Source organism: Rhodovibrio salinarum DSM 9154, assembly GCF_000515255.1.
In the GTDB taxonomy this organism is placed as follows: domain Bacteria; phylum Pseudomonadota; class Alphaproteobacteria; order Kiloniellales; family Rhodovibrionaceae; genus Rhodovibrio; species Rhodovibrio salinarum.
This window is the reverse complement of record NZ_KI911559.1, coordinates 481,533-504,883: the sequence shown is the minus strand read 5'-3', so window position 1 is coordinate 504,883 and position 23,351 is coordinate 481,533. Positions and strand designations below refer to the sequence as shown.

The 23,351-nt window shown below is 67.3% G+C and carries 17 protein-coding genes and 2 pseudogenes; 12 read left to right on the top strand and 7 right to left on the bottom strand.

The features are described 5' to 3' along the window. Positions 1-117 precede the first annotated feature (117 nt). Positions 118-1,680 carry a 2-polyprenylphenol 6-hydroxylase gene (gene ubiB, locus RHOSA_RS0102350; protein WP_027287430.1) on the bottom strand — a complete coding sequence of 521 codons (1,563 nt, stop codon included), beginning with the start codon at positions 1,678-1,680 and terminating at the stop codon, positions 118-120. Between the two features lie 9 nt (positions 1,681-1,689). After that, positions 1,690-2,529: a bifunctional demethylmenaquinone methyltransferase/2-methoxy-6-polyprenyl-1,4-benzoquinol methylase UbiE gene (gene ubiE, locus RHOSA_RS0102345; protein WP_027287429.1), complete on the bottom strand. Its 840-nt coding sequence runs from the start codon at positions 2,527-2,529 to the stop codon at positions 1,690-1,692. A 119-nt stretch (positions 2,530-2,648) separates the two neighbouring features. Here ubiE and mutM point away from each other — a divergent pair, with 119 nt between their 5' ends. From mutM to RHOSA_RS19870, 9 genes are all read left to right on the top strand, one after another. Continuing rightward, the gene (mutM, locus tag RHOSA_RS0102340; RefSeq protein ID WP_027287428.1) at positions 2,649-3,491 is read left to right on the top strand and encodes a bifunctional DNA-formamidopyrimidine glycosylase/DNA-(apurinic or apyrimidinic site) lyase; all 843 of its coding nucleotides are present in this window, start codon (positions 2,649-2,651) and stop codon (positions 3,489-3,491) included. Between the two features lie 14 nt (positions 3,492-3,505). Continuing rightward, positions 3,506-3,925: a hypothetical protein gene (locus RHOSA_RS0102335; protein WP_156092467.1), complete on the top strand. Its 420-nt coding sequence runs from the start codon at positions 3,506-3,508 to the stop codon at positions 3,923-3,925. Positions 3,926-4,002: 77 nt separating this feature from the next. Then, the gene (locus tag RHOSA_RS0102330) at positions 4,003-4,779 is read left to right on the top strand and encodes an enoyl-CoA hydratase (protein WP_027287426.1); all 777 of its coding nucleotides are present in this window, start codon (positions 4,003-4,005) and stop codon (positions 4,777-4,779) included. A gap of 132 nt (positions 4,780-4,911) precedes the next feature. Then, positions 4,912-5,175, top strand: a complete 264-nt coding sequence (gene rpsT / locus RHOSA_RS0102325; RefSeq protein ID WP_027287425.1) for a 30S ribosomal protein S20 — start codon at positions 4,912-4,914, stop codon at positions 5,173-5,175. Positions 5,176-5,825: 650 nt separating this feature from the next. Continuing rightward, positions 5,826-7,508 carry a chromosomal replication initiator protein DnaA gene (gene dnaA, locus RHOSA_RS0102320; RefSeq protein WP_215904974.1) on the top strand — a complete coding sequence of 561 codons (1,683 nt, stop codon included), beginning with the start codon at positions 5,826-5,828 and terminating at the stop codon, positions 7,506-7,508. A 230-nt stretch (positions 7,509-7,738) separates the two neighbouring features. Then, on the top strand, positions 7,739-8,863 hold the full coding sequence (dnaN, locus tag RHOSA_RS0102315; protein WP_027287423.1) for a DNA polymerase III subunit beta: 1,125 nt from the start codon (positions 7,739-7,741) through the stop codon (positions 8,861-8,863). Positions 8,864-8,904: 41 nt separating this feature from the next. Beyond that, positions 8,905-10,161: a DNA replication/repair protein RecF gene (gene recF / locus RHOSA_RS0102310; RefSeq protein ID WP_081728392.1), complete on the top strand. Its 1,257-nt coding sequence runs from the start codon at positions 8,905-8,907 to the stop codon at positions 10,159-10,161. Positions 10,162-10,227: 66 nt separating this feature from the next. Continuing rightward, positions 10,228-12,711 (top strand): DNA topoisomerase (ATP-hydrolyzing) subunit B, encoded by a 2,484-nt coding sequence (gene gyrB, locus RHOSA_RS0102305; RefSeq protein ID WP_037255557.1) that lies wholly within the window; start codon positions 10,228-10,230, stop codon positions 12,709-12,711. A 155-nt stretch (positions 12,712-12,866) separates the two neighbouring features. Beyond that, a complete protein-coding gene (locus RHOSA_RS19870) occupies positions 12,867-15,002 on the top strand; it encodes an AsmA family protein (protein WP_437123661.1) in 2,136 nt (711 codons plus the stop codon). Between the two features lie 63 nt (positions 15,003-15,065). Here the strand turns inward: RHOSA_RS19870 and RHOSA_RS0102295 are convergent, their stop codons facing one another. Then, a complete protein-coding gene (locus RHOSA_RS0102295; RefSeq protein ID WP_200371990.1) occupies positions 15,066-15,866 on the bottom strand; it encodes a DUF1194 domain-containing protein in 801 nt (266 codons plus the stop codon). A gap of 194 nt (positions 15,867-16,060) precedes the next feature. Here RHOSA_RS0102295 and RHOSA_RS19865 point away from each other — a divergent pair, with 194 nt between their 5' ends. Continuing rightward, complete coding sequence (locus tag RHOSA_RS19865) at positions 16,061-18,322, top strand: transglycosylase domain-containing protein (protein WP_081728391.1); 2,262 nt, start codon at positions 16,061-16,063, stop codon at positions 18,320-18,322. Between the two features lie 24 nt (positions 18,323-18,346). Here the strand turns inward: RHOSA_RS19865 and RHOSA_RS0102285 are convergent, their stop codons facing one another. Beyond that, complete coding sequence (locus tag RHOSA_RS0102285) at positions 18,347-19,054, bottom strand: M48 family metallopeptidase (RefSeq protein ID WP_027287419.1); 708 nt, start codon at positions 19,052-19,054, stop codon at positions 18,347-18,349. A 235-nt stretch (positions 19,055-19,289) separates the two neighbouring features. On the opposite strand from RHOSA_RS0102285, the gene RHOSA_RS0102280 reads away from it, so the two are divergent. After that, positions 19,290-20,261 (top strand): hypothetical protein, encoded by a 972-nt coding sequence (locus RHOSA_RS0102280; RefSeq protein WP_027287418.1) that lies wholly within the window; start codon positions 19,290-19,292, stop codon positions 20,259-20,261. Positions 20,262-20,297: 36 nt separating this feature from the next. Beyond that, positions 20,298-20,555: pseudogene (locus RHOSA_RS0102275) on the top strand (hypothetical protein); the annotation flags it as partial. Here the strand turns inward: RHOSA_RS0102275 and RHOSA_RS19860 are convergent. The 3 genes and pseudogenes from RHOSA_RS19860 to RHOSA_RS26020 form a co-directional block, all read right to left on the bottom strand. Then, the gene (locus tag RHOSA_RS19860) at positions 20,534-21,421 is read right to left on the bottom strand and encodes a methylated-DNA--[protein]-cysteine S-methyltransferase (protein ID WP_051431709.1); all 888 of its coding nucleotides are present in this window, start codon (positions 21,419-21,421) and stop codon (positions 20,534-20,536) included. The pseudogene RHOSA_RS0102275 and the gene RHOSA_RS19860 overlap by 22 nt on opposite strands. Before the next feature lie 70 nt (positions 21,422-21,491). Continuing rightward, the gene (odhB, locus tag RHOSA_RS0102265; RefSeq protein ID WP_437123683.1) at positions 21,492-23,138 is read right to left on the bottom strand and encodes a 2-oxoglutarate dehydrogenase complex dihydrolipoyllysine-residue succinyltransferase; all 1,647 of its coding nucleotides are present in this window, start codon (positions 23,136-23,138) and stop codon (positions 21,492-21,494) included. Then, positions 23,121-23,336 (bottom strand): annotated as a pseudogene (locus tag RHOSA_RS26020) (biotin/lipoyl-containing protein); the annotation flags it as partial. The gene odhB and the pseudogene RHOSA_RS26020, both read right to left, overlap by 18 nt. Positions 23,337-23,351: the final 15 nt, after the last annotated feature.

Here is a 23,351-nt window from a genome sequence, read left to right as displayed (position 1 = left end):
GTGCCGCCGTAAATAGCTCAGGGCCGCGTTAATGTCCACCGCTTCATGCGGTTTTTCGGCGCCCACCGCAGAGCCACAGAGGGTACGCAAAGGCCGCGCAGCGGATAAGGGAGCTCGCTATCCCGCCAGCACAGCGCCCAGGGCAAACGCGGCGAGTGCCAAGGCGCCGGCAGACATCGCCAGCGCCAGTTTCATCCAGCCGTTACCACGCCCTTGGGTCAGGGCGCGGGCGGTGTCGGGGTGCACCTTGAGGCCGCCGCCGCTTTCGATTTCCTGCACGATCCGCTCGGCCCGCGCGATCGTCTCGGGCAGGCGGCCGGCGATCCGGGCCCATTCGCGCGCCCCCTGTTCCAGGCGCGCCTGCGGCCCGCGGTTCTGGCGCATCCACTCCTCGATCAGTGGCTGCGCCAGGGTCCAGGTGTTGATCTCGGGCCGAAGCGCGCGACTGACCCCTTCGGCCATCATCATGTTCTTCTGCAACAGCAGGAACTGCGGTTGCATCTGCAGGTGGAAGGATTTCGACAGGGTGAACAGCTGGCCCAATACGCGGGCGAACGAAATCTCGTTCAGCGGCTTGCCGAACACCGGCTCGCAGACGCTGCGCAGTGCCTGGGCGAAGGATTCCACCGACGGGCTTTCGGCGTTCGGCTCCGGCAGATAGCCGGCCTCGATCTGCACCTCGGCCAGGCGCATGTAATCACGCTGCAGCAAGGCAAGCAGCATGTCGGCCAGCAGGTAGCGCATGTGCCGGCTCAACCGGCCCATGATGCCGAAGTCGACCGCGACGATGTTGCCGTCGGCGTCAACGAACATGTTGCCCGGGTGCTGGTCGCCGTGGAAATAGCCGTCGCGGAACACCTGCCGGAAGAAGATCTCCGCCGCCTTTTCCAGCACCGAATCCAGGTCGTGACCGGCGGCCAGCAGGGCTTCCCGGTCGTCCATCGGGATGCCCTCGATCCGGCCCTGGGTCATCACCCGGCGCGAGGTGCGCGCCCAGTCGATCGGCGGCACGTTGTAGCTCGGATCGCCCTTGAAGTTCGCCGCCAGCTCGTCCGCGGCGGCGGCTTCCATCGACAGGTTCATCTCGAAGCGGACCTGCTCCTCGAACAGGCGCACCATCGCGACCGGCTTATAGCGGCGCAGCCTCGGTTGCGCCTGCTCGACCAGCCCGGCCAGCCAGTAGAACAGCGCCAGATCGCGCTCGAACGCCCGCTCGATGCCCGGACGCAATACCTTGACCGCAACCTCCCGGCCGTCGGTGGTGACGGCCAGGTGGACCTGCGCGATCGACGCGGCGGTCTTGGGCGGCTCGAACTCCTGGAAGAAGGTCTCCACCGGGCCGCCGAGCTCGTCCTCCACGATCTTCTGTGAGGTGTCGCTGTCGAACGGCGGCAGATGATCCTGCAACTCCGCCAGATCGTCGGACACCTGCTCCCCGATCAGGTCGGAGCGGGTGGAGATGAACTGGCCCAGCTTGATGAAAGACGGGCCCAGGTCGGACAGCGCACGCGCCAGCTTCTGCCCCGGCCGCCCGGCGACATGCCGGCGCGACACCTGCCGCGCGAGCCAGACAATCGGCTTGGCGACGCCGGCGATCTCCAGCACCGCCAGCGCATCGTGGCGGGCCAGCGTCCGGGCGATCGTGAGCAAACGGAAGAGGGAGCGGATGGCGCGCAGCATGAAGCCCGGTTACAGCCGCCAGCCGGAGTGGATCGCCGCGATGCCGCCGGAGAGATTGCGGTAGCTGACGCGCGCGAAACCGGCGTCGCGCATCATCCCGGCAAGCTCCTCCTGCGGCGGGAATCGGCGGATCGATTCCACGAGATACTGGTAGCTCTCCCGGTCGCGGGCGACCAGCTGGCCGATCCGCGGCAATACGTTGAAGGAGTAGACGTCGTAGAGGTCCGAGAGCACCGGCAAAACCACCTGGCTGAATTCCAGGCACATGAACCGGCCGCCGGGCTTGAGCGCGCGGTAGGCCTCCGCCAGCACGTCCTCGATGTGGGTGACGTTCCGCAGACCAAAGGCGATCGTGTAGGCATCCGCCACCCGGCTCTTGACCGGCAGCTTCATGGCGTCGCCCGCGACCCAGTCGATGCCCGACAGATAGCCTTTGTCGACTGCGCGGTCGCGGCCAACCTCCAGCATGTCCGGGGTCAGGTCGCAGACGACCACCTGCCCCGCGTCGCCGGTTCGCTTGCGCAGGCGGAAGGCGATGTCGCCAGTGCCGCCCGCGACGTCCAGCACGGTCCAGCCGGGCCGCGGGTTCAGCTGATCGACGAAGGAGTCCTTCCAGAGCCGGTGGACGCCCATGCTCATCAAGTCGTTCATCAGGTCGTAGGAGCGGGCGACGTTGGAGAACACGCCGCGCACCAGTCCCTGCTTCTCCGCCGCGCCCACGTCGCGGTAGCCGAAGGAAGCCCGGTCGCCCTCGGAAAACCGCCGGCGCCCGCCGGTTTCCGGGTCGGCCTCGGAGTCTGCGGTGAAATCGCTGGGGGAAGGATTGTCGCGCATCATGGCGCGGACCATAGCGCGCTGCCTGCCCGCACGCTACTGTGCGCGCGCGCCGCAGGGGCCTAGATTTTGGCCAACCGCGTATGCGCCGCTCTAAAGACCGCCCTTCGACGATCCGCGATCCGATAGACCCGATGCCCGAACTGCCCGAGGTGGAAACCGTCTGCCGTGGTCTGCGGCCCTGGCTGGAAGGCCGGCGGCTGGCCTCCGTGATCCAGCGCCGGCCGGATCTGCGCTGGCCGCTGCCGGAGAACTTCGCCCAGCGGCTGGAGGGCCGCATGATCGTGCGCATCGACCGGCGGGCAAAGTACATGCTGGCGCATCTGGACGACGGCTGGGTGCTGCTGATGCACCTCGGCATGAGCGGTCGGATGGCCGTCGCCGCCGATCCCGACGCGCCGTTCGAACCGCACGACCACGTCGTCTTCCTGACCGATGAGGGCTGTCAGGTCCGGTTCAACGATCCCCGACGGTTCGGCTTCATGGACCTGCTGCCGGCCGAGGGCATCGAGACGAGCGCGCACTTCCGCGGCCTGGGGCCGGAGCCGCTCGGCAACGCATTCAACGGCCCGGAACTGGCCGCCCGCCTGGCCGGCCGGCGCACGCCGATCAAGGCGGCGCTGTTGGACCAGAAGACGGTGGCGGGGCTGGGCAACATCTACGTCTGCGAAGCGCTCTATGTCGCCGGATTGTCGCCAAAACGCCAGGCCCACACGGTGCAGGGCAAGCGCGCCGAGCGGCTGGCGGCGGCCACGCGCAGCGTGCTGACCCGGGCGATCGCGGCCGGCGGCTCCTCCCTGCGGGACTACCGCCAAGCCTCGGGCGAGCTGGGCTACTTCCAGCACGACTGGGCGGTCTACGACAAGGAAGGTCAGCCCTGCCCGGACTGCGACTGCACCGTGGCAGCCACCGGCGGCATCCAGCGGCTCGTTCAGGCTAACCGCTCGACTTTTTATTGTCCGCGCCGGCAGCGATAGGCTATCGCAGGAGTATGACCGTGCGACCCGCCGCTGCCCGCCCAACACGCCGACCGACCGTCGTCATGAAGGCGTGCCTTGCCCTGGCACTGGCCGGGCTGCTGTGGGCCGCGCCGCCGGCGCCAGCCGCGGCCCAAGGCGGGGACAGCGACTATGTCGCCGACATCGTCGATCTGCCGCTGATGGAAGGGCTGCGGGAAGTCGCGGACGCCGGCATGGCGTTCGACAAACCCTCGGGCCGGATCGTCGAGGCCTACGCCCACGGAACGGTCGACACCGCGGCGGTCCGGCGTTTCTACCGCCAGACACTGCCCCAGCTGGGTTGGCAGCGCCTCGGTCAAGACCAGTTCACCCGGGAGGGCGAGCGCCTGCAGATCGACTACCTGGGCGCGGACGGCGACCTGACCGTGCGCTACACCCTGCAGCCACGCTAAACGGCAGCCGCGCCAAGCCCGCGCCCATCCAGCGTATCGACCCGACAGCGACCCGAACCACGCGGAGGACCGCGCCGATGACCTACGAGTTGATCCAGGTGGAAACGCAGGACCGGGTGGGCGTTCTCACGCTCAACCGACCCGATGCGCTGAACGCCTTGAACGCCCAGCTGGTCCGCGAACTGGGCGAAGCCGCGCAGGCGTTCGACCAGGATCCGGAGATCGGCTGCATCCTGGTGACCGGGATGGAAAAGGCGTTCGCCGCCGGCGCCGACATCAAGGAGATGAAGGACAAGACCTACGAGCAGGTCTTCGCCGAGGACTTCATCACCGACGACTGGGAGGTGCTGGCCAAGCTGCGCACCCCGGTGGTCGCAGCCGTCTCCGGCTTCGCGCTCGGCGGCGGATGTGAAGTCGCCATGATGTGCGACCTCATCATCGCCGGCGACTCCGCGAAATTCGGCCAGCCGGAAATCAAGCTGGGCACCATCCCCGGGGCCGGCGGCACGCAACGCCTGACCCGCGCGGTCGGCAAGGCGAAGGCGATGGAGCTTTGCCTGACCGGGCGCATGATGGACGCCGAGGAGGCCGAGCGCGCCGGGCTGGTGGCCAAGGTCGTCCCGGCCGCCGATCTGCAGACCGAAGCGATGAAGACCGCCGGCGCGATCGCCGGTATGTCGCTGCCGATCGCCCAGCGCTGCAAGGAGGCGGTCAACATCGCCTTCGAGACCACGTTGAACGAGGGCGTGCGGTTCGAGCGGCGCACCTTCCACAGCACCTTCGCAACCCACGATCGGTCGGAGGGCATGGACGCCTTCGTCAACAAGCGCAAACCGGACTGGCAGCACCGCTAAGCGGTCGTCCGATCGCCCGCACCGGAAGGGGCATCGGGCGGATGGCGCGCCGGCTTGACGCCGGCGCGTGCCGCCGATATAACCCGCCGCCACAGCGCAACACCCTAGAGATAAGAGCAAGACAGATCAGCCATGGCGCACCATAAGTCCGCCGAGAAGCGCATCCGTCGCAACGCGCGGCGCTATCAGATCAACCATGCGCGCAAGAGCCGCATGCGCACCTTCGTCAAGAAGGTCGAGGCAGCGATCCAGCGCGGCGACAAAGCGGCCGCCCAGGAAGCGCTCAAGCAGGCCGAGCCCGAGCTCGCCCGCGGCGTGAACAAGGGCGTGATCCACCGCAATACCAAGGCGCGCAAGGTCAGCCGCCTGTCGCAGCGGGTGAAGGCGCTGGCGTAGCGCCTTTGTCGGGGCGCGCAGACGCCCCCTCACCTGTTGATCCAACGGTGCACAATCCAGCCGGTGAACGCCGGGCTCCTAAAGCCTAAGCGTCGCCGGCTATTTGTGTTGCAGGCTTGTTAACTTTAGCCGAGCACGCAAACGTTCCGCATGCGGTACGACAGTGGCACCAACGTGGCGGTCGGCGCACGGTAGCGCCCCTAAAAATTTTCTGCCTGTGATTCCAGTCATCTACGGCGACACTCCGGGGCTTATGCCTAACCGGGTCACGCGTTCTACATTCAGTCCCGTTGCCTTACCGGCCCGTGACGGGTAAGTTACACACCCTCGCTGAAGACTTTCGGATACTGATATTTACTAATCGCCGCCCAATTTCTTTGGGTGACAGGCTCGTTTGTCTAAATATTAGACCGGCCTTTAGTGCAGACCCGCACGCTTTTTGGACTCGACTCTTACGTCCGTTTTGTCATTTTCTACTGCTTACGGGCGCGAGGGCGGAGAATAGCGGTTTGGCCAGCAACGCCAACCGCCCACCGCAGGAAACACCGGGCCGACGAACGCCGCGGGACACGGCGTTTGGCTGGCTAGAGACGGGGCCGAGAGAACCAATCGGATTCCCCGCGCCACGGTTATTGGGGACGCGAGACGGCATGACACACTCGTCCGGTTCGGCGCAGCAGAACGCCGGTCGCATGCATGCGACACATACAGAGTTCCCTGGCGACCGTCAGACGGGCGCGAACGGATCCACGAACGGACAGACGGCAAGCGCCCTTGGCGGCGACGCCTCGGCAGACGATCAGTCACTGACCGAGCAGTGGGCGCGCGTCCGCGGCCGGTTGCGCCAGGAGGTCGGCGAGGCCGCCTTCCGATCCTGGCTGAAGCCGCTGACGCTGAGCGGACGACGCGGCGAAACGGTGCGCATGGCCGTCCCGACGCGCTTCATGCGCGACTGGGTTTCGTCCAACTACGCCGACCGGCTGCGCGCGCTGTGGGCCAGTGAGAACGTCCAGGTGAGCGCCGTCGAAATCGTCGTCCAGGCGCCCGAGCGTTCCAGCCGCGCCCAGGCGATCGGCGCCAACCAGCCGGGCACGCCGCGCAGTGACGCCCCGGCCAACAGCCAGGCAGCCGGCATGCCGGGCTCGGACTCCGCGCCATCGACCGGCGGCAACTCGGCTGTTGCAGGCGCATCGGACGGTCCGACGGCACCGGCCGAACCACGCGATCCCGCCGAGATGCGCGATGCCTCCAACGTCCGCGACTCCGGCGATGCCGGTCTTTACGAGAGCCGCGAGGGCGGCTTTGGCGACATCTCCGCGCCGCTGGACCCCCGCTTCACCTTCGACAACTTCGTCGTCGGCAAGCCGAACGAGCTGGCCTATGCCGCCGCCCGCCGGGTGGGCGACGCCAACGTCGTACCGTTCAACCCGCTGTTCCTCTACGGCGGGGTTGGGCTCGGCAAGACCCACCTGATGCATGCGATCGCCTGGCACATCCACAACCGGCAGCCGCACAAGAAGATCATCTACCTGTCGGCGGAGAAGTTCATGTACCAGTTCGTGCGCTCCCTGCGTACGAAGAACACCATGGCCTTCAAGGAGCAGTTCCGCTCCGTCGACGTGCTGATGATCGACGACGTGCAGTTCATCGGCGGGCGCGAGGCGACCCAGGAGGAGTTCTTCCACACCTTCAACGCGCTGGTCGACCAGAACCGGCAGGTGGTGATCTCCGCCGACAAGAGCCCGTCCGACCTGGAAGGCGTCGAGGAGCGGATGCGCTCGCGCCTGGGCTGGGGCCTGGTCGCGGACATCCACCCGACGACCTACGAGCTGCGCCTGTCGATCCTGCAGGCCAAGGCCGACCAGATGGGTGTCGCGATCCCGACCAAGGTGATGGAGTTCCTGGCGCACAAGATCACCTCCAGCGTGCGCGAGCTGGAAGGCGCGCTGAACCGGATCGTGGCGCACGCCACGCTGGTCGGCCGGCAGATCACCCTGGAGACCTGCCAGGAGGTGCTGCACGACATCCTGCGCGCCTCCGACCGGCGGGTGACGATCGACGAGATCCAGAAGAAGGTCGCCGAGCACTACAACGTGCGAATCTCCGACATGGCCTCCGCCCGACGCGCCCGCGCGGTCGCCCGGCCGCGGCAGGTGGCGATGTACCTCGCCAAGACCCTGACCGCCCGCTCCCTGCCCGAGATCGGCCGCAAGTTCGGCGGCCGCGACCACACGACCGTCATGCACGCAGTCAAGAAGGTCGAAGAGCTGCGTGGCGGGGACGCCGCCTTCGCCGAGGACGTCGACCTGCTCAAGCGCATGCTGCAGGGCTAGGCGCCCGGTCGCCGCAGGCGGCCACTTCCCTTCCCGACAGACAGTCGGCGTGGGCGCTGCACATGCAGCAGCGCCCACACGCGCGCACGTGCGCGCGTGATCTTTATTAGGCGCAAAAGAGCGAGCGTGCTATCGTTGCCGGCCGATTCGCGCCCTTGTGCGGCCGCTGTCGGGCACGCCGTACACAACACTCCAAGACAGACTTTCTCGAGGATCGAAACGGGGAGCAGATGAAGCTGACGATCGAGCGCGCGGCGCTCTTGAAATCGCTGGGACACGTCCAGAGCGTGGTCGAACGCCGCAACACCATTCCGATCCTCTCCAACGTGCTGATCGAGGCCGGGTCCGGGGCGGCGAAGCTGACCGCGACCGATATGGACCTGACGATCGTCGAGGAGGTCGGCTGCCAGGTCGCAGAAGCCGGCGCCACCACCGCGCCTGCGCACACGCTGTACGACATCGTGCGCAAGCTGCCCGACGGCGCGCAGGTCGAACTCGACGTCCAGGGCGACCAGGGACAGATGAGTCTGAAGAGCGGCCGCTCGACCTTCCAGTTGGCGACCCTGCCCAAGGAAGACTTCCCGGCGACGCAGGCGAACGACCTGCCGCAGGCGTTCAGCCTGCAGGGCAAGGAACTGCGCGAGCTGATCGACCGAACTCGCTTCGCCATCTCCACCGAGGAAACGCGCTACTACCTGAACGGCATCTACGTCCACGCCACCAGTGGCGAGGAGGGCAGCGCCAAGCAGCTGCGCGGGGTGGCGACCGATGGCCACCGCCTGGCGCGCTTCGAGATGCCCGTGCCCGATGGCGCGGATGGCATGCCGGGGGTGATCGTGCCGCGCAAGACAGTCAACGAGCTGCGCAAGCTGATCGACGAGACCGATGGCGGCATCGAGGTGGCGCTGTCGGACACCAAGATCCGCTTCACCTTCGACAGCACGGTGCTGACCTCAAAGCTGATCGACGGCACCTTCCCGGACTACGAGCGTGTGATCCCGTCGGGCAACGACAAGATGATGGAGGTCGACCGCAAGGCCTTCGCCTCCGCCGTCGACCGCGTTTCGACGATCTCCACCGAGAAGAGCCGGGCGGTCAAGCTGTCGCTGGCCGACAACACGCTCACCCTCTCCGCGACCAGCCCGGAAAACGGCAGCGCGACCGAGGAGCTGGAGATTTCCTATCAGGGCGACAACATCGAGATCGGTTTCAACTCGCGCTATCTGCTCGACATCGCCGAGCGGCTGGGCGGCGACGGCGCGCAGTTCAGCCTGTCCGATTCCGCCTCGCCCACGATCGTGCAGGACGCCGGCGATACCAGCGCACTGTACGTGCTGATGCCGATGCGCGTGTGAGCCACGCGGCCCACCACACGCCGCCCCAACCCCAGGTGTCGATGGAACGGACAGGACACGCCGCCCTGCATGCGGACGCTTCCGACCGGTTTGCCGGGACCGCCCCAACACCGGGGTTGTACGTCCAGCGCCTGCACCTGACCGCGTTCCGAAACTACGCGCACGCCGCGCTCGAAACCGACGGTCGCCCGGTCGTCCTCACCGGCCCGAACGGCGCGGGCAAGACCAACCTGCTGGAGGCGGTCTCCTTCCTCGCCCCCGGCCGGGGTTTGCGCCGGGCCGGCTTGAGCGAGGTGGAGCGCCACCCGGGCGCGCAAGCGACCCGCGGAAGCGCGGGCTCCCGTGACGATGCGGCCAGCCCGTCACCGACCGGGCCGGCCTGGGCCGTCGCGGCGCGCGTGATGACGCCGGAGGGATCGCGCGACCTCGGCACCGGGCGCGATCCGAGCGCCGAAGGACGCGAGCGTCGGGTGGTCAAGATCGACGGCGACTTCGCCGGCAACCAGCAGATGCTGGGCGAGCTCGTCGCGGTGACCTGGCTGACCCCGCAGATGGATCGGCTGTTCCAGGACAGCCCCGGCGGCCGGCGGCGGTTCATCGACCGGCTGGTCTACGGCATCGATCCCGCGCACGCCGGCCGCGTCAACGCCTACGAGCACGCCATGCGCGAACGCGCCCGGCTGCTGCGCGGCGACCGTACGCCCGACCCGGACTGGCTGGGCGTGCTGGAACAGCGGATGGCCGAGCGCGGCGTGGCGATTGCGGCCGCACGCCGCCAACTGGTTGACCGGCTGGCCAGCGCCTCGGCCAGCGGGGACGGACCGTTTCCGAAGGCGGGGCTCGGTCTGTCAGGCGATCTGGAGACTTGGTTCGACGAACTTTCCGCGCTCGACGCGGAGGAGAAGATGGCCAGCGCGCTTGCCCAGGCGCGCGGGCGCGACGCCGAAACCGGCGGCGCGGCCTACGGCCCGCACCGCGCCGATCTAATGGCCCGGCACGTCGCCCGCGACCTGCCGGCGGAGCTCTGCTCGACGGGCGAGCAGAAGGCGCTGTTGATCTCGATCGTGCTGGCGCACGCCCGTCTGCTTGCCGCCGAACGGGGCTTCGCGCCCCTGGTCCTGCTGGACGAGGTTGCCGCCCATCTCGACGCCGAACGCCGGGCGGCGCTGTTCGACGAACTGGTCGCCCTGGGCGCGCAGCCCTGGCTGACCGGCACCGATCCGGAACTGTTCGCGGGCTTGCACGGCCGTGCCCAGTTCTTCGAGGTCCGTGCGGCCACGATTGCGCCCGCGACCTGACGACGCCGGCGCGCTGCCCGACACCGACCGGCGAAAGACCCACAGGCAATCACCATATAGAAGCCGATGACCCAGAATCCCGAACGCCAGACCAGCGAGATCCCCGCCGACAGCAGTGCCGAGGAGGAGGCCCGCCGTTCCGCGGCCTCCGAGGCCTATGGCGCGGAGTCGATCCGCGTGCTGCGCGGCCTGGAAGCCGTGCGCATGCGCCCGGGTATGTACATCGGCGACACCGATGACGGCTCCGGTCTGCACCACATGGTCTGGGAGGTCGTCGACAACTCGATCGACGAGGCGCTGGGCGGCTACTGCAACTGGATCGAGGTCCGCCTACAGGCGAACGGCAGCGTGCGCGTGGCCGACAACGGCCGCGGCATCCCGGTCGACATGCACCCGGAAGAGGGCATCTCCGCCGCCGAGGTGATCATGACCCAGCTGCACGCCGGCGGGAAGTTCGACCAGAACTCCTACAAGGTCTCCGGCGGCCTGCACGGCGTCGGCGTCTCGGTGGTGAACGCCCTATCGCAGCGCCTGGAGCTGGACATTCACCGCGGCGGCCGGCGCTACAAGGCCGCCTTTACCGACGGCGAACCGACCGAGCACCTGTACGACATCGGCGAGGCCGCCGGCAGTGGCACGGCGATCGTGTTCTGGCCGTCCCCCGACATCTTCGCCGAGCGCGAATACGACTTCGACCGGCTGGAACACCGTCTGCGCGAGCTCGCCTTCCTGAACTCCGGGGTGACGCTGAAACTGGTCGACGACCGGGGCGCGGAGCCGCGCGAGGTCGAACTGCACTACGACGGCGGCGTGCGTGCCTTCGTGCAGTACCTGGACCGCTCCAAGCAGTCGCTGCTCGACCATCCGATCGAGATGAAGGACGAGCGCAACGGCATCGTGGTCGAGGCGGCGATGGAGTGGACCGACGCCTACCACGAATCCGTGCTGTGCTTCACCAACAACATCCCCCAGCAGGACGGCGGCACCCACCTGGCCGGCCTGCGCGGGGCGCTGACCCGGCAGATCAACAACTACGCCCAGGAAAGCGGCGTCCTGAAGAAGGAAAAGGTCTCGCTGACCGGCGACGACGCGCGCGAGGGGCTGACCTGCGTGCTGTCGGTCAAGGTGCCGGACCCCAAGTTCTCCAGCCAGACCAAGGACAAGCTGGTCAGCAGTGAGGTCCGCCCGGCGGTCGAGGGCGTGGTCAACGAGGCGCTCGCGCAGTGGTTCGACGAGCACCCGAACGAGGCCAAGAAGATCGTCACCAAGGTCGCCGAAGCCGCGGCCGCGCGCGAGGCGGCGCGCAAGGCCCGCGAGCTGACCCGGCGCAAGGGCGCGCTCGACGTCGCCAACCTGCCGGGCAAGCTGGCCGACTGCCAGGAGCGCGATCCGGCCAAGTCCGAACTGTTCATCGTCGAGGGCGACAGCGCCGGCGGCTCCGCCAAGCAGGGCCGCGACCGCCGGACTCAGGCGATCCTTCCGCTCAAGGGCAAGATTCTGAACGTCGAGCGCGCCCGCTTCGACAAGATGCTCTCCAGCCAGGAGATCGGCACGCTGATCACCGCGCTCGGCACCGGCATCGGGCGCGACGAGTTCAATATCGACAAGCTGCGCTACCACAAGATCATCATCATGACCGACGCGGACGTGGACGGCAGCCACATCCGCACCCTGCTCCTGACCTTCTTCTACCGGCAGATGCCGGAGCTGATCACCAACGGCCACCTCTACATCGCCCAGCCGCCGCTGTTCCGCGTCAAGCGCGGCCAGTCGCTCACCTACATCAAGGGTGACCGGGAGATGGAGGAGTACCTGATCGAGCAGTCGGTCACCGACAGCGTGCTCAAGACCGCCGACGGGCAGTACATCGCCAAGGACGACTTCCGAGACCGGGTCCGCTTCGCGCTCAAGGCGCGCCAGTTGATGCAGACGCCGATCCGCCGGATCGGTGCCCCGCAGGTGGTCGAGCAGGCAGCGATCTGCGGCGCGCTGACGCCGGAGCTGCTGGACGATGCGGCGGCCGCGCAACAAGCCGTGGACACGCTGGCCTGGCGCCTCAACCGCGTCGCGCCGGATGACGAGAGCCGCTGGCACGGCTCGGTCGAGGGGGACGGCAGCCTGCGCATCTACCGCACGGTGCGCGGGGTCGACGAAAGCTACCGGATCGACCAGGCCCTTCTGCGCACCGCCGAAACGCGGCGGCTGGCGGAGATGCGCGGTGAGTTGCATACGCTGTTCGGCGAGCCGGCCGAGCTGCAGACCAAGGATCGGCAGATCGCGCTGTGGGGCCCGCTCGACCTCGCTGTCCAGGTCATGGAACACGGCAAGAAGGGCCTGACGATCTCCCGCTACAAGGGTCTGGGCGAAATGAACCCGGATCAGCTGTGGGAGACCACGCTGGACCCGTCCAACCGGTCCCTGCTGCAGGTCGGCGTGGAGCACCAGGACGAGGCGCAGAGCCTGTTCTCCACCCTGATGGGCGACGTCGTCGACCCCCGGCGCGAGTTCATCCAGTCGCACGCCCTCGAGGTCTCGAACCTGGACGTGTGAGTCGGCGTACCCGCCCGGGGCCGAGTCACACGTGTGACGGCTGTGCGGACCACGACTTTGCCGCTTGACGGCATCGCTGTTCCGGCGTTGCCTACGTTCAACTATGTGAATCTGCCGCAACGCCGGCCGCGGGCAACGCGCGTCAGGCCTGGGCGGTGCTGGCATTCCGAAGGGTTGCCAAGGCTATGAAGAAGCTCCTGCTGATCGTTGCCGCCGTTGTCGTCCTGTTGGTGGCGGTCGCCTTGATCGCGCCGATGCTGATCCCGATGGACACCTATAAGCAGCAGATCGCCAGGCAGGTGGAAGCCGCCACCGGCCGGCAGATCACCATCGAAGGCGACCTGTCACTGTCGATCCTGCCGCGCACGCAGGTGACCGCGAATCAGGTCCAGTTCGCCAACGCGGCCTGGGCCGACGCGCCGCAGATGGCGGAGCTCGAGCAGCTGCAGGTGCGCGTGAACCCCTTCGCCCTCCTGTCCAGTCAGCTGGAGATCGAGAGCTTCGTGCTGCAGCAGCCGGTGATCCACCTGGCGAAGAACGCGCAGGGCGAGGTCAACTGGCAGTTCGAGGGCAGCGGCCAGGCCAGTGGCGAGCCGACAGGTGGCGACCAACCGGCCCGCGACACGGGGACCGGTGGCGGTGGCAGCGGTACCGGCCCGTTGCAGGACATCACGCTGAACGACGTTCGCCTGGTCGACGGCACGGTCACTTACCGCGATGCGCAAACCGGCCAGACGACCGAAATCACCGACGTCAACATGACCGTCTCGCTCAGCTCGCTGGATTCGCCGATGACGGCGGACGGCGCCCTGACCTGGAACGGTGAGACGATCGACCTGGAAGCCGAGGTGACCACACCCCGCCAGCTGATGGCGGGCAACCAGGCAGACATCGTCGCCAACATCTCCTCGAACCCGGTCAATCTGAGCTTCGACGGCGATCTGGTGAACGCGCCGCCGCGGCGCATCCAGGGCGAGGTCGAACTCGACGTGCCGTCGATCAAGCAGCTCGCCGACTGGGCCGGCAGCCCGATCAGCTCGCCGGAAGGCACGTTGGAAACCTTCAGGCTCGCCGGCACGGTTGACGCCAAGGGCCAGACCTACGGCTTTTCCGCCAACGAGATCGTGTTCGACGAGATCACCGGCGAAGGCCAGTTCGCCGCCGACCTGACCGGCGACAAGCCATGGCTGTCGGGCAAGCTGGCGTTGGCGGAGATGAATCTGACGCCCTACCTGCCCGCGCCGACGGAGAAAGCCGAAGGCGGCGGCTCCGAGGAGGACTCGGGCGACAGCTCTGGGAGCGGCGGTGCGCAAGACCCGGCGCAGTGGAACGACGATCCGATCGATCTGTCGGCCCTGCACGCCGTCAATGTCGACTTCGACCTGTCGGTCGAGGGCATCCAGGCGCGCGAGGTCACGGTCGGCCGCACCGCCATGCAGATGCAGCTGCAGGACGGCCGGCTGCAGGCCGACCTTAGCGAGCTCAACCTCTACGACGGCACCGGCAAGGGCCGCGTCGTGGTGAACGCCCGGCAGGACACGCCGTCGCTCGCCAATACCTTCCAGTTGCAGGGCCTGAACGCCCAACCGTTCCTGACCGATGTCGCCGGATTCGAGCGGCTGGAGGGCACGGGCGCCATGCAGTTCGACGTGCAAGCCAGCGGCAAGTCGCAGAAGGCGCTGGTCGAGAACCTGAACGGCACCGGCGCGATCAACTTCCAGGACGGCGCCATCAGCGGGGTCAACTTGGCCCAGATGGTGCGTAACGTGAAATCCGCCTTCCAGAACGCTGGCAGCACGCAGAAGACCGACTTCGCCGAACTGTCGGGTACGTTCGACATCACCGACGGCGTCCTGAAGAACCAGGACCTGCTGCTGCTCAATCCGCTGCTGCGGGTGCGCGGCGAAGGCCAAGCCGACATCGGCGCGCGCACCGTGAACTACCGCCTGACGCCCAAGGCCGTCGCAACCACCGAAGGCCAGGGCGGCCAGGTGCAGGAGCAGGGGGTCGCCGTGCCGGTGATCATCGAAGGCCCCTGGCACAACATCAGCTATCGCCCGGACCTGCAGAGCGTGATCCGGGACGCGGTGAAGAACCCGGAGCAAATCAAGAAGACCTTCGAGAAGGTCAAGGAAGGCGTCGAGGGCGGCACCGATCCGCGCAAGGTCCTGGAAGGCCTGACCGGCGGCGGCTCGGGCAGCTCCAGCGCCGGCACGGATAGCGGCGATTCCGACGGTGGGTCCGCCGAGGAAAAGGCGAAGGACGCGCTCAAGAACCTGCTTGGGAACTGAGCGGGTTCGAAGCGCCCATCCCATCTGAGGGCACGGCCATCGCGGGATAACCTCGGGTCTGCGCTACCCCCGAGCCGCCCCCGTCGGCCGGCCCTCCGCGATTTCCTGGATTAGCTTGTTCAGGATCGCGTCGGTGAAGCCGATCTCGGTATCCGCCGTCATGACGAACGCGCCGCGCCCGCCGATCACGTCGCGCTCGTAGTGTGTATGCAGCGGCATTCCGCCGGGGCCCGGGTAGCCGCCACCGGGCCGACGCACCACCAGGGCGTTGATGGTGATGCCCGCCTCGACAGCTTGCTGGCGGGTGAGACCGAGCGAGGGACCGCCGCGCTGCGGCCCGTCGCCGGAGATGTCGATCACCTTGCGGTGGCCGGCAAAGCGGTTCTCGTCGATCTTTTGGTGGCCGTAGGCGATCGCGCCCGAGATCGAATTCCAGCCACGCGCGGCACGGGGCGCCGTCACCAGCGCGTCGCCGAACGCCTTGGCATCATCGCCATTCGCGATCTCCTGCCAGTCGACGATCGTATGCTGCGAACGCGGTCCGCCCCATTCGATGTAGGTCAGCGCGATGCGCCCGTGATACCCACCCTGGATCGCCTGCAGGACACGGGGATGTGCAAGCGCATCGGCATAGCCACGACGCTGGGTCGCCAACTCGTCATCGTCGATCGACCCGGACCCGTCAGCCGCCAGAACCAGTTCCACGTCGACCAGACGCCGGCCGTCCTGCGCCATACCGCGACCGGGCAGAACCACCGCCCCCAGCGGCAACCAGGCCATCAGGGCCAGCAGACGGCGCCGGCCGCAGTTCCCAGGATGCCGGTTGCCGCGTCGCCGGACGAGACGGTAGGGATCGTCGGTCATGACACACCTCGCAGACCGTCGGGCTGTCGAAAGGATGCCGATGTCTTCGGGCGGCGATTATAAGACAACACCGCACGTGCCACCGATCGGTCATTTTCCCTGTCTAAATGGAAGGGTCGGGCTTTTCGGCAAGTTCGCGTCGGATGATTAGAAGATTTATGGTTTGTTGAGACTATCGAAGCTAGATATAGCGTATGAGCCGTAAGACTCCGCCACGTCGTCCCGCCAGCGACCGTAAACGCCAGCGCGCCCCAAACCGCGCCCGCGACGGCGGCGGGTCGCGTGCTTCCAATGGCGGCCAGAAGCCCAAACCGGAAGCTCCCCGGGCCCCGCACGAGCGCACAGCCGCGAATGGCAAACAGGGAGGCGGCAATGGTGGCGGCCGGCGGCGCAGCACATCGCGGCGCGCCCGCAAGACGGCGCGGAAGGCGCGCCGGCGTTCCTGGCTCCGGCCGTTGGCGATCTGGTCGCTGGTGCTGGCGATCTGGCTGGGCGTAATCGCCGGCGGGGTGATCGTCTATTACGCCCACGACCTCCCGGAGATCGACCAGGTCGCGGAAGCGAGCCGCAAGCCGAGCGTGACCCTGCTCGCGGCCAACGGCGCGACGCTGGCGACCTATGGCGACCTTTACGGCGACCAAGTCTCCCTGGCCGACCTGCCGAAAACGCTCCCCCAAGCCGTGATGGCGGTGGAGGACCGGCGGTTCTATTACCACCCCGGCCTGGACCCGCTCGGACTGGCACGCGCGATGGTGGCTAACCTGCAGGCGGGTCACATCGTGCAGGGTGGGTCCACGATCACCCAGCAGCTCGCCAAGAACCTGTTCCTGACGCCGAAGCAGACGATCAAGCGCAAGGTACAGGAAGCGATCCTGGCCGTCTGGCTGGAGTGGAAGTTCACCAAGGACGAGATTCTCAGCCTGTATCTGAACCGCGTCTATCTGGGCGCCGGCACCTACGGCGTCGATGCGGCCGCCCGGCGCTACTTCAACAAGCCGGCCCGGGCGGTGAACCTATACGAATCCGCGATGTTGGCGGGGCTTTTGAAAGCGCCGTCACGCTACAACCCCGCCGCCGACCGGCGGGCCGCGCACGCCCGCGCATTGACCGTGCTGCAGGACATGGTCGAAGCGGGCTTCGTCACCCAGGCCGAAGCGAAGCAGGCCGCCCGCGAACGCAGCAGCGGCACGCCGTCCAACGGCTGGCACGGCCGCTACTTCGCCGACTGGGTGCTGGGCGAGGTCCGCGATTACGTCGGCTACCACGACCGCGACCTGCGGGTGCACACCACCCTCGACCCCCGGGTCCAGCGGATCGCCAACACCCAGCTACGCCGCGCGCTGGAACACAGCGGGGAGCGGCAGGATGCCAGTCAGGCCGCGCTGGTCACGATGACCCCGAACGGCGCGGTGCGCGCGATGGTGGGCGGCAAGGACTACGTTCAAAGCCAGTTCAACCGCGCGACCCAGGCCCAACGTCAACCGGGCTCCGCATTCAAGCCGTTCGTCTACCTGGCCGCGATGCGCAACAGCCGGATCGCCCCGGACACCCGGGTGGTCGACGAGCCCATCTCGGTCGACGGCTGGTCGCCGGACAACTACGCCGGGCGCTACTACGGCGAGGTCACGTTGCGCGAGGCGTTCGCCCGCTCGCTGAATTCGGTCGCGGTCAAGATGCTGCGCACGGCAGGCGCCGGCGACGTGGTCGAGACCGCTCAGCGGTTCGGCATCACCTCCAATCTCAAGGCACAGCCCTCGCTCGCGCTCGGCACTTCGGAAGTGACGCTGCTTGAGCTGACCGGCGCCTACGCCGCCTTCGCCAACGGCGGCCGGGGGGTGTTCCCCTACGGCATCGAGCGGATCGTCGATTCCGAAGGCCGGGTACTCTACCGCCGCAGCGGCCAAGGCACCGGGCGCGTGATTTCCAAGGACAACCTGCACCGGGTCACCGACCTGATGCGCGCCAATGTCGAATGGGGCACCGGCAAGGCCGCCGCGCTGGACCGGCCAGCCGCGGGCAAGACCGGCACCAGCCAGGGTTTCCGGGATGCCTGGTTCGTCGGCTTCACAGCGGATTTGGTGACCGGCGTGTGGACCGGCAACGACGACGGGCATCCGATGGACCGCGTCACCGGCGGCTCCCTCCCGGCGGTGATCTGGCGGGAGACGATGGCCCGCGCGCTCGAAGGCGTGCCGGCCAAACCCCTGCCCGGCCTGACGGTCCAGATCGCCGACCGGCGCGATCCCAACGAACTCCAGGAATCGGAAGGCGACGAAGGCCTGATCGGGCGGATCATCCGCTCCCTGGGCGGCGGCTCGGCATCGAATGGTCAGAAGCAATCCGGCAATGCGCCCGCCCAAAAGAAGAACGCGGGCGAATACGCCCCGCGGGTCGAGCGGGACGCCTCCGGCAATACGGATAACCGCTTCCTGAACCGTGGCCGCCCTGGGGAGTAGGGGCGTGACACCGGGAACGCAGGCTCAGCCGTAGCGCATCAGGCCCGCGCCGTGGTGGCGCAGCCAGGCCTTCGGCGTCTCGACATCGTCCATCAACTGATCGACCACCGCCCAGAAGCGCGGGGAATGGTTCATCTGCCGCAGGTGCGCGACCTCGTGGGCGACCACGTAGTGCAGCACCCGTTCCGGCGCCATGATCAGCCGCCAGGAAAACGACAGATCACCGCGCGCCGAGCAACTGCCCCAGCGGCTGGCCGTATCGCGGATGGTGATCCGCCCGTGCCGGCGTCCAACCGCCTCGGCGAGCGGCGCCGCCCGCTCGGTGATCTCGCGCCTGGCCTCGCGCTTCAGGAAATCGCGGACCCGCCGGGGCAGATGCGCGGCCTCGCCGGAGACAAGGATCTCGCCGTCCGTCCGCCAGACGCCGCGCCGCGCGTCCGGCACGTGCCGGATGGTATGCAGTTCGCCCAGGACCGGCACTTGCGCACCGTCGGCAAATGGCACCGCCTGCGGCAGCTCCGCAAGACGCCGGCGCAACCAGGCCTGCTGCCGGCCGGCGAAACGCAACCCTTCGGATTCCGACACTCCCGGCGGCAGCGTCAGACGCAAGGTCCCGCGCGCCTTGTCGACCCGCAGCGTGATCCGCCGCGCACGCGGATGCAGCGCCAACTCGACCGGCACCTCACGGGCGTCGACGCGCAACATCTGGGTCCCGAGCGTCTGCAACGACATGGATTTTGTATAGTCCCACATCCCACGCCGGAGCAAGCGTTCTTGTGTTCGGCGGCTCAACTTCAGTCGAATTGCAGATGCGTCACGGTCGACAAAATCCGTTAGATGTCTCTGAGATTTTTGTATTGGTTCTTGATGTGCCCGATGCCGACACGCAGATACTTAGTCAGAGAATTGCGCTGCAAATCCGCACCAGGGAAGCTTTTCTTAAAACGCGAGGCTTGTAAGCTAGAAAATGCGCGCCCGCCCATATGTCGTCTATCTCGATCAGAACAAATGGGTGGATTTGGCGCGGGCCGTAAAATCCCCGTCCGATCATCCGGCGCATCATGCGCTGCTGACTGCATTGTCGCGTAATGTGGAGACTGGTCGCCTGGTTCTGCCGCTCACCGCTGCAAATATATATGAAACCCAGAAGACGAACGATCCAGCGCAACGTCACAACCTGGCAATATTGCTAGCGACGGCAAGTCAGGGATTGGTATTTCGCGGCCGCCATCATCGGCTCGAGGCCGAGCTGATCGACCTGTTGCAAGCAATCCACGGCAACGCTCCGATGCCTCGCGCGCCCGGCTGGTTCCTGTCCGACGTGTTCTTTGAGGCCTTCGCCGACTGGAACGATGGTCGTCTCGGCACCATGATCTCGGAAGATCTCGTGGGCTTAGTCCATAGAGAGCCCGCCCGCACGCTGTACGACTATCTGATGACAATGCCGAATGAGGTCCGCACTACCGCCGTACAGACCTTTTCGCGCAGTTCGGACGATTTGTGTCGGCGGATCGAAGAACGGCGCCGTCAGCATGCGGGTGAAAGCTTCGCCATGCGCCGCCGAATCCACAGTGCCCTGCTTATGATCGACGAGATCGACCTCATCCTCACCTTCGCGAACAGGGCAGGATTTGCCTGGAAAACAGTCAGTGATATCGGCGACAAGGTTGCACGCCGGATCGTCGAAGATGTGCCGACCTACTATGTCGAACGCGAGATCGCGCTGAGGCTTGAAGCACAGAGCAGGTGTATCGAGGAGAACGATTTGCGGGACATGCAATCCTTCTGTGCGGCTGTTCCATACGCGGACGAAGTCATTGCCGAAAAGCAGTTCGTCAATCTGGCGCGACAGGCCAAATTGGATCGGAAGTACAGCACCAAGCTCGGAACTGATATCCTGTCGCTCGCCGACAGCCTCGAAGGCCTGAATGCTCGATGACGATTTCAGGGTGCGAACGCGCCCGCAGGGCATTGGCGCGCCGAGATCCGCAACCACCTCAGAGAGGCGCGGCGGACCTTTACGCCTGGCATGCGCCAACACCTGCATCCTGAACGGGAATGGCGGGAAGCCTGGCTGCTCGCGGACGACAAACTCGCGGCGTACGGCGAGCCCACGCTACCGAAGCCGGTCTCCTGCCCGTTCGATCTCGACGATTTGTTGGACGAAAATTTCGATATCAACGCCGCCGTCGATCGCTTGACCGCTACACTTCAGGACGGCTCCGAGACCTGACCGGTCGCTTCGCGCTTCAGTAGCGCCTTCTTCGCCGCCACGCCCCAGCGATAGCCGCCCAAGCCGCCATCGGCGCGGGTGACGCGGTGGCAGGGGATGACGAGGGCGACGGGATTGTTGGCGCAGGCCCCGCCGACCGCGCGGGAGGCCCGGGGAACGCCCAGATCTTCCGCCAGTTCGCCGTAGCTGCGGGTCTCGCCCGGCGGGATCGCCAGCAGCCCCTGCCAGACCCGGCGCTGGAACGCGGTGGCGCGCACGTCGAGCGGCAAGTCGATATGCGGCGAGTGGCCATGCAGGTAGTCCAGCACCGCCTCGATGGCCGGCAGGATCGCCTCCTCGTCGCGGACGATTTGATCGGCGCTTGGGAATTCCGCCTCGAGCGTGGCCACCAGCGTCGCCTCGTCGTCGCGCACGGCCACGAAGCACACCCCCCGTTCGGTCGCCGCGACCAACAGGCGACCGAGCGGACTCTCGGCGGTCGCGTAGGCGATCCGCGCGCCCGCTCCCCCTTTGGCGTAGCTGGCCGGCGTCATGCCGAGCCGCCGGGCGGCGTCCTCGTAAACCCGACTGGACGAACCGTAGCCGGCCCCATAGCTCGCCGACGCCACCGATTCGCCCGCGCGCAAGCCGTCGCGCAGCCGCGCTTCCCGTCGGGCGTCAGCGTAGTCGCGCGGGCTGACGCCGACATGGCGCCGGAACACCCGCTGCAGATGCCAGGGACTGACGCCAAGCTCGGAGGCAAGCTCGGCCAGGGTCGGGATGCCCGTCTCGTTCGCGGCGGCCGCGTCCAAGCAGGCGCACGCCCGCCGGACCAGCTCCAGCTGACCTTCGGATGGGCGATCGTTTTGGCGTATTGGGTCGCTCATGGTCCGGAGCGTATCCCCGGCCGCGGGCGCGCGCCTATCCGAAGCTTGCGCGCGCCCGCGAATTTCGCAGCTACATCTGCAGCAGCATGCGGTGCGGGTCTTCCAGACATTCCTTGATGCGCACCAGAAAGGTCACGGCCTCGCGGCCATCGACGATGCGGTGGTCGTAGGACAACGCCAGGTACATCATCGGGCGCACCTCGACCTGACCGTTCATCGCCATCGGACGCTCCTGGATCTTGTGCATGCCCAGGATGCCGGATTGCGGTCGGTTCAGGATCGGCGTTGACAAGAGCGAGCCGAACACCCCGCCGTTGGTGATCGTGAAGGTGCCGCCGGACATCTCGTCCATCGTCAGCTTGCCATCGCGGCCCTTCTTGGCGAGGTCGCGCAGCTCCTTCTCGATGTCGGCGAACGACTTCTGGTCGATGTCGCGGATCACCGGGACCATCAGGCCCTGCGGCGTCGAGACCGCCATGCCGACGTTGTAGTAGTTGTTGTAGACGATCTCGTCGTCTTCGATCCGGGCGTTGACCGCCGGCAATTCCTTCAACGCCTGGCAGACCGCCTTGCCGAAGAAGCAGGACATGCCCAGGCGGATGCCGTGGACCTTCTCGAAGTGGTCCTTGTATTCGGCCCGGATCTGATTGACGGCCGTCATGTCCACCTCGTTGAAGGTGGTCAGCATGGCCGCGGTGTTCTGCGCCTCTTTCAGCCGCTTGGAGATCGTCTGGCGCAGCTTGGACATCTTCACGCGCTCTTCGCGTGGCTTGCCGTCCGCGCCGGTTGCGGGCGCGGCCTGCTGCTGGGCCGGCTGCTGCGACTGAGGTGCGGTGCCCGCGCCTTGCGCGCCCGCGTGCTGCTGCTGCGCGGCCGGCGACGGGGCCGGGCCGGTCGCCGCGGCGGCCTGGACCGCGCTGGCCCCGGGCAGAGGGAGCGGCTGCTTGCGCCCTTCGGCGACGTCGATAACATCCTGTTTGGTGATCCGACCGTCCTTGCCGGTGCCAGGCACCCGGCTGGGATCGATGCCATGTTCCTCCACCGCCGTACGCACGGAGGGCGCCAGATCCTCGGGGCGAATGCTGCCGGCCCCGCCCCCGAGGAATTGCATCAGGTCGTTGCGCGTCACCCGGCCATCGGTCCGTGGGGCATGACGCGGATCAAGCGTGGCTTCCGCGCTCTGACCGGCAGCGGCGGCTGGCTGGCCTTGGCCTTGCGCTGGCGCCTCGGATGCCGCCGGCGCCGATTGCGCGGACGCCGCCGCCTGGCCACCGCTCGCAGGCGCGGCGCCCTTGGTCATCCGCCCCAGAATGGCGCCGACCGCGACCGTCTCGCCCTGCGCGACCGCCTGCTCGCTGAGCACGCCGTCGGCTGGGGCATTGACCTCGAGCGTGACCTTGTCGGTCTCCAATTCGGCCACGGCTTCATCGGCCTTCACGGCATCGCCCGGATTCTTCAGCCAACTGGCGACCGTCGCTTCGCTCACCGATTCGCCGAGCGTCGGCACCGGGATATCGACGCTCTCGCCGCTACCGGTATTGCCGCCGCCGGTATCGCCACTGTCCGCGCTTCCAGAGGCGGCCGGCTGGCTGCTGCCGTTGGTGCCACCACTGGCTGCGGGCGCGGGCTGCTCGGCGCTTTTGCTTTGCTGCGGCTGTGCCGGCGCTTCCGCGGCCTGCCCCTCGGCGATCCGGCCCAGGACCGCGCCGACCTCCACCGTTTCGCCGGTGGGCACCAGCACCTCGCTGATCGTGCCGGCACTGGGCGCGTTGACCTCAAGGGTCACCTTGTCGGTTTCCAGCTCGACGATCGCCTCGTCCGCCTGAACCGGGTCGCCCTGGTTTTTCAACCAGTTGGCGACGGTCGCCTCACTCACCGATTCGCCCAGGCTCGGAACCGTAATATCGGTCGCCATATCCGTCCCCGTTTC

What these genes read in the sequence shown, in the direction of transcription:
- rpsT (WP_027287425.1), top strand. Translation starts at nt 4,912, where the DNA reads ATGGCGCACCATAAGTCCGCCGAGAAGCGCATCCGTCGCAACGCGCGG.
- ubiB (WP_027287430.1), bottom strand. Translation starts at nt 1,680, where the DNA reads ATGCTGCGCGCCATCCGCTCCCTCTTCCGTTTGCTCACGATCGCCCGG.
- RHOSA_RS19865 (WP_081728391.1), top strand. Translation starts at nt 16,061, where the DNA reads ATGAGCCGTAAGACTCCGCCACGTCGTCCCGCCAGCGACCGTAAACGC.
- mutM (WP_027287428.1), top strand. Translation starts at nt 2,649, where the DNA reads ATGCCCGAACTGCCCGAGGTGGAAACCGTCTGCCGTGGTCTGCGGCCC.
- RHOSA_RS0102335 (WP_156092467.1), top strand. Translation starts at nt 3,506, where the DNA reads ATGACCGTGCGACCCGCCGCTGCCCGCCCAACACGCCGACCGACCGTC.
- RHOSA_RS0102280 (WP_027287418.1), top strand. Translation starts at nt 19,290, where the DNA reads ATGCGCGCCCGCCCATATGTCGTCTATCTCGATCAGAACAAATGGGTG.
- RHOSA_RS19860 (WP_051431709.1), bottom strand. Translation starts at nt 21,421, where the DNA reads ATGAGCGACCCAATACGCCAAAACGATCGCCCATCCGAAGGTCAGCTG.
- recF (WP_081728392.1), top strand. Translation starts at nt 8,905, where the DNA reads ATGGAACGGACAGGACACGCCGCCCTGCATGCGGACGCTTCCGACCGG.
- ubiE (WP_027287429.1), bottom strand. Translation starts at nt 2,529, where the DNA reads ATGGTCCGCGCCATGATGCGCGACAATCCTTCCCCCAGCGATTTCACC.
- gyrB (WP_037255557.1), top strand. Translation starts at nt 10,228, where the DNA reads ATGACCCAGAATCCCGAACGCCAGACCAGCGAGATCCCCGCCGACAGC.
- RHOSA_RS0102330 (WP_027287426.1), top strand. Translation starts at nt 4,003, where the DNA reads ATGACCTACGAGTTGATCCAGGTGGAAACGCAGGACCGGGTGGGCGTT.
- dnaN (WP_027287423.1), top strand. Translation starts at nt 7,739, where the DNA reads ATGAAGCTGACGATCGAGCGCGCGGCGCTCTTGAAATCGCTGGGACAC.
- RHOSA_RS0102295 (WP_200371990.1), bottom strand. Translation starts at nt 15,866, where the DNA reads ATGACCGACGATCCCTACCGTCTCGTCCGGCGACGCGGCAACCGGCAT.
- RHOSA_RS0102285 (WP_027287419.1), bottom strand. Translation starts at nt 19,054, where the DNA reads ATGTCGTTGCAGACGCTCGGGACCCAGATGTTGCGCGTCGACGCCCGT.
- dnaA (WP_215904974.1), top strand. Translation starts at nt 5,826, where the DNA reads ATGACACACTCGTCCGGTTCGGCGCAGCAGAACGCCGGTCGCATGCAT.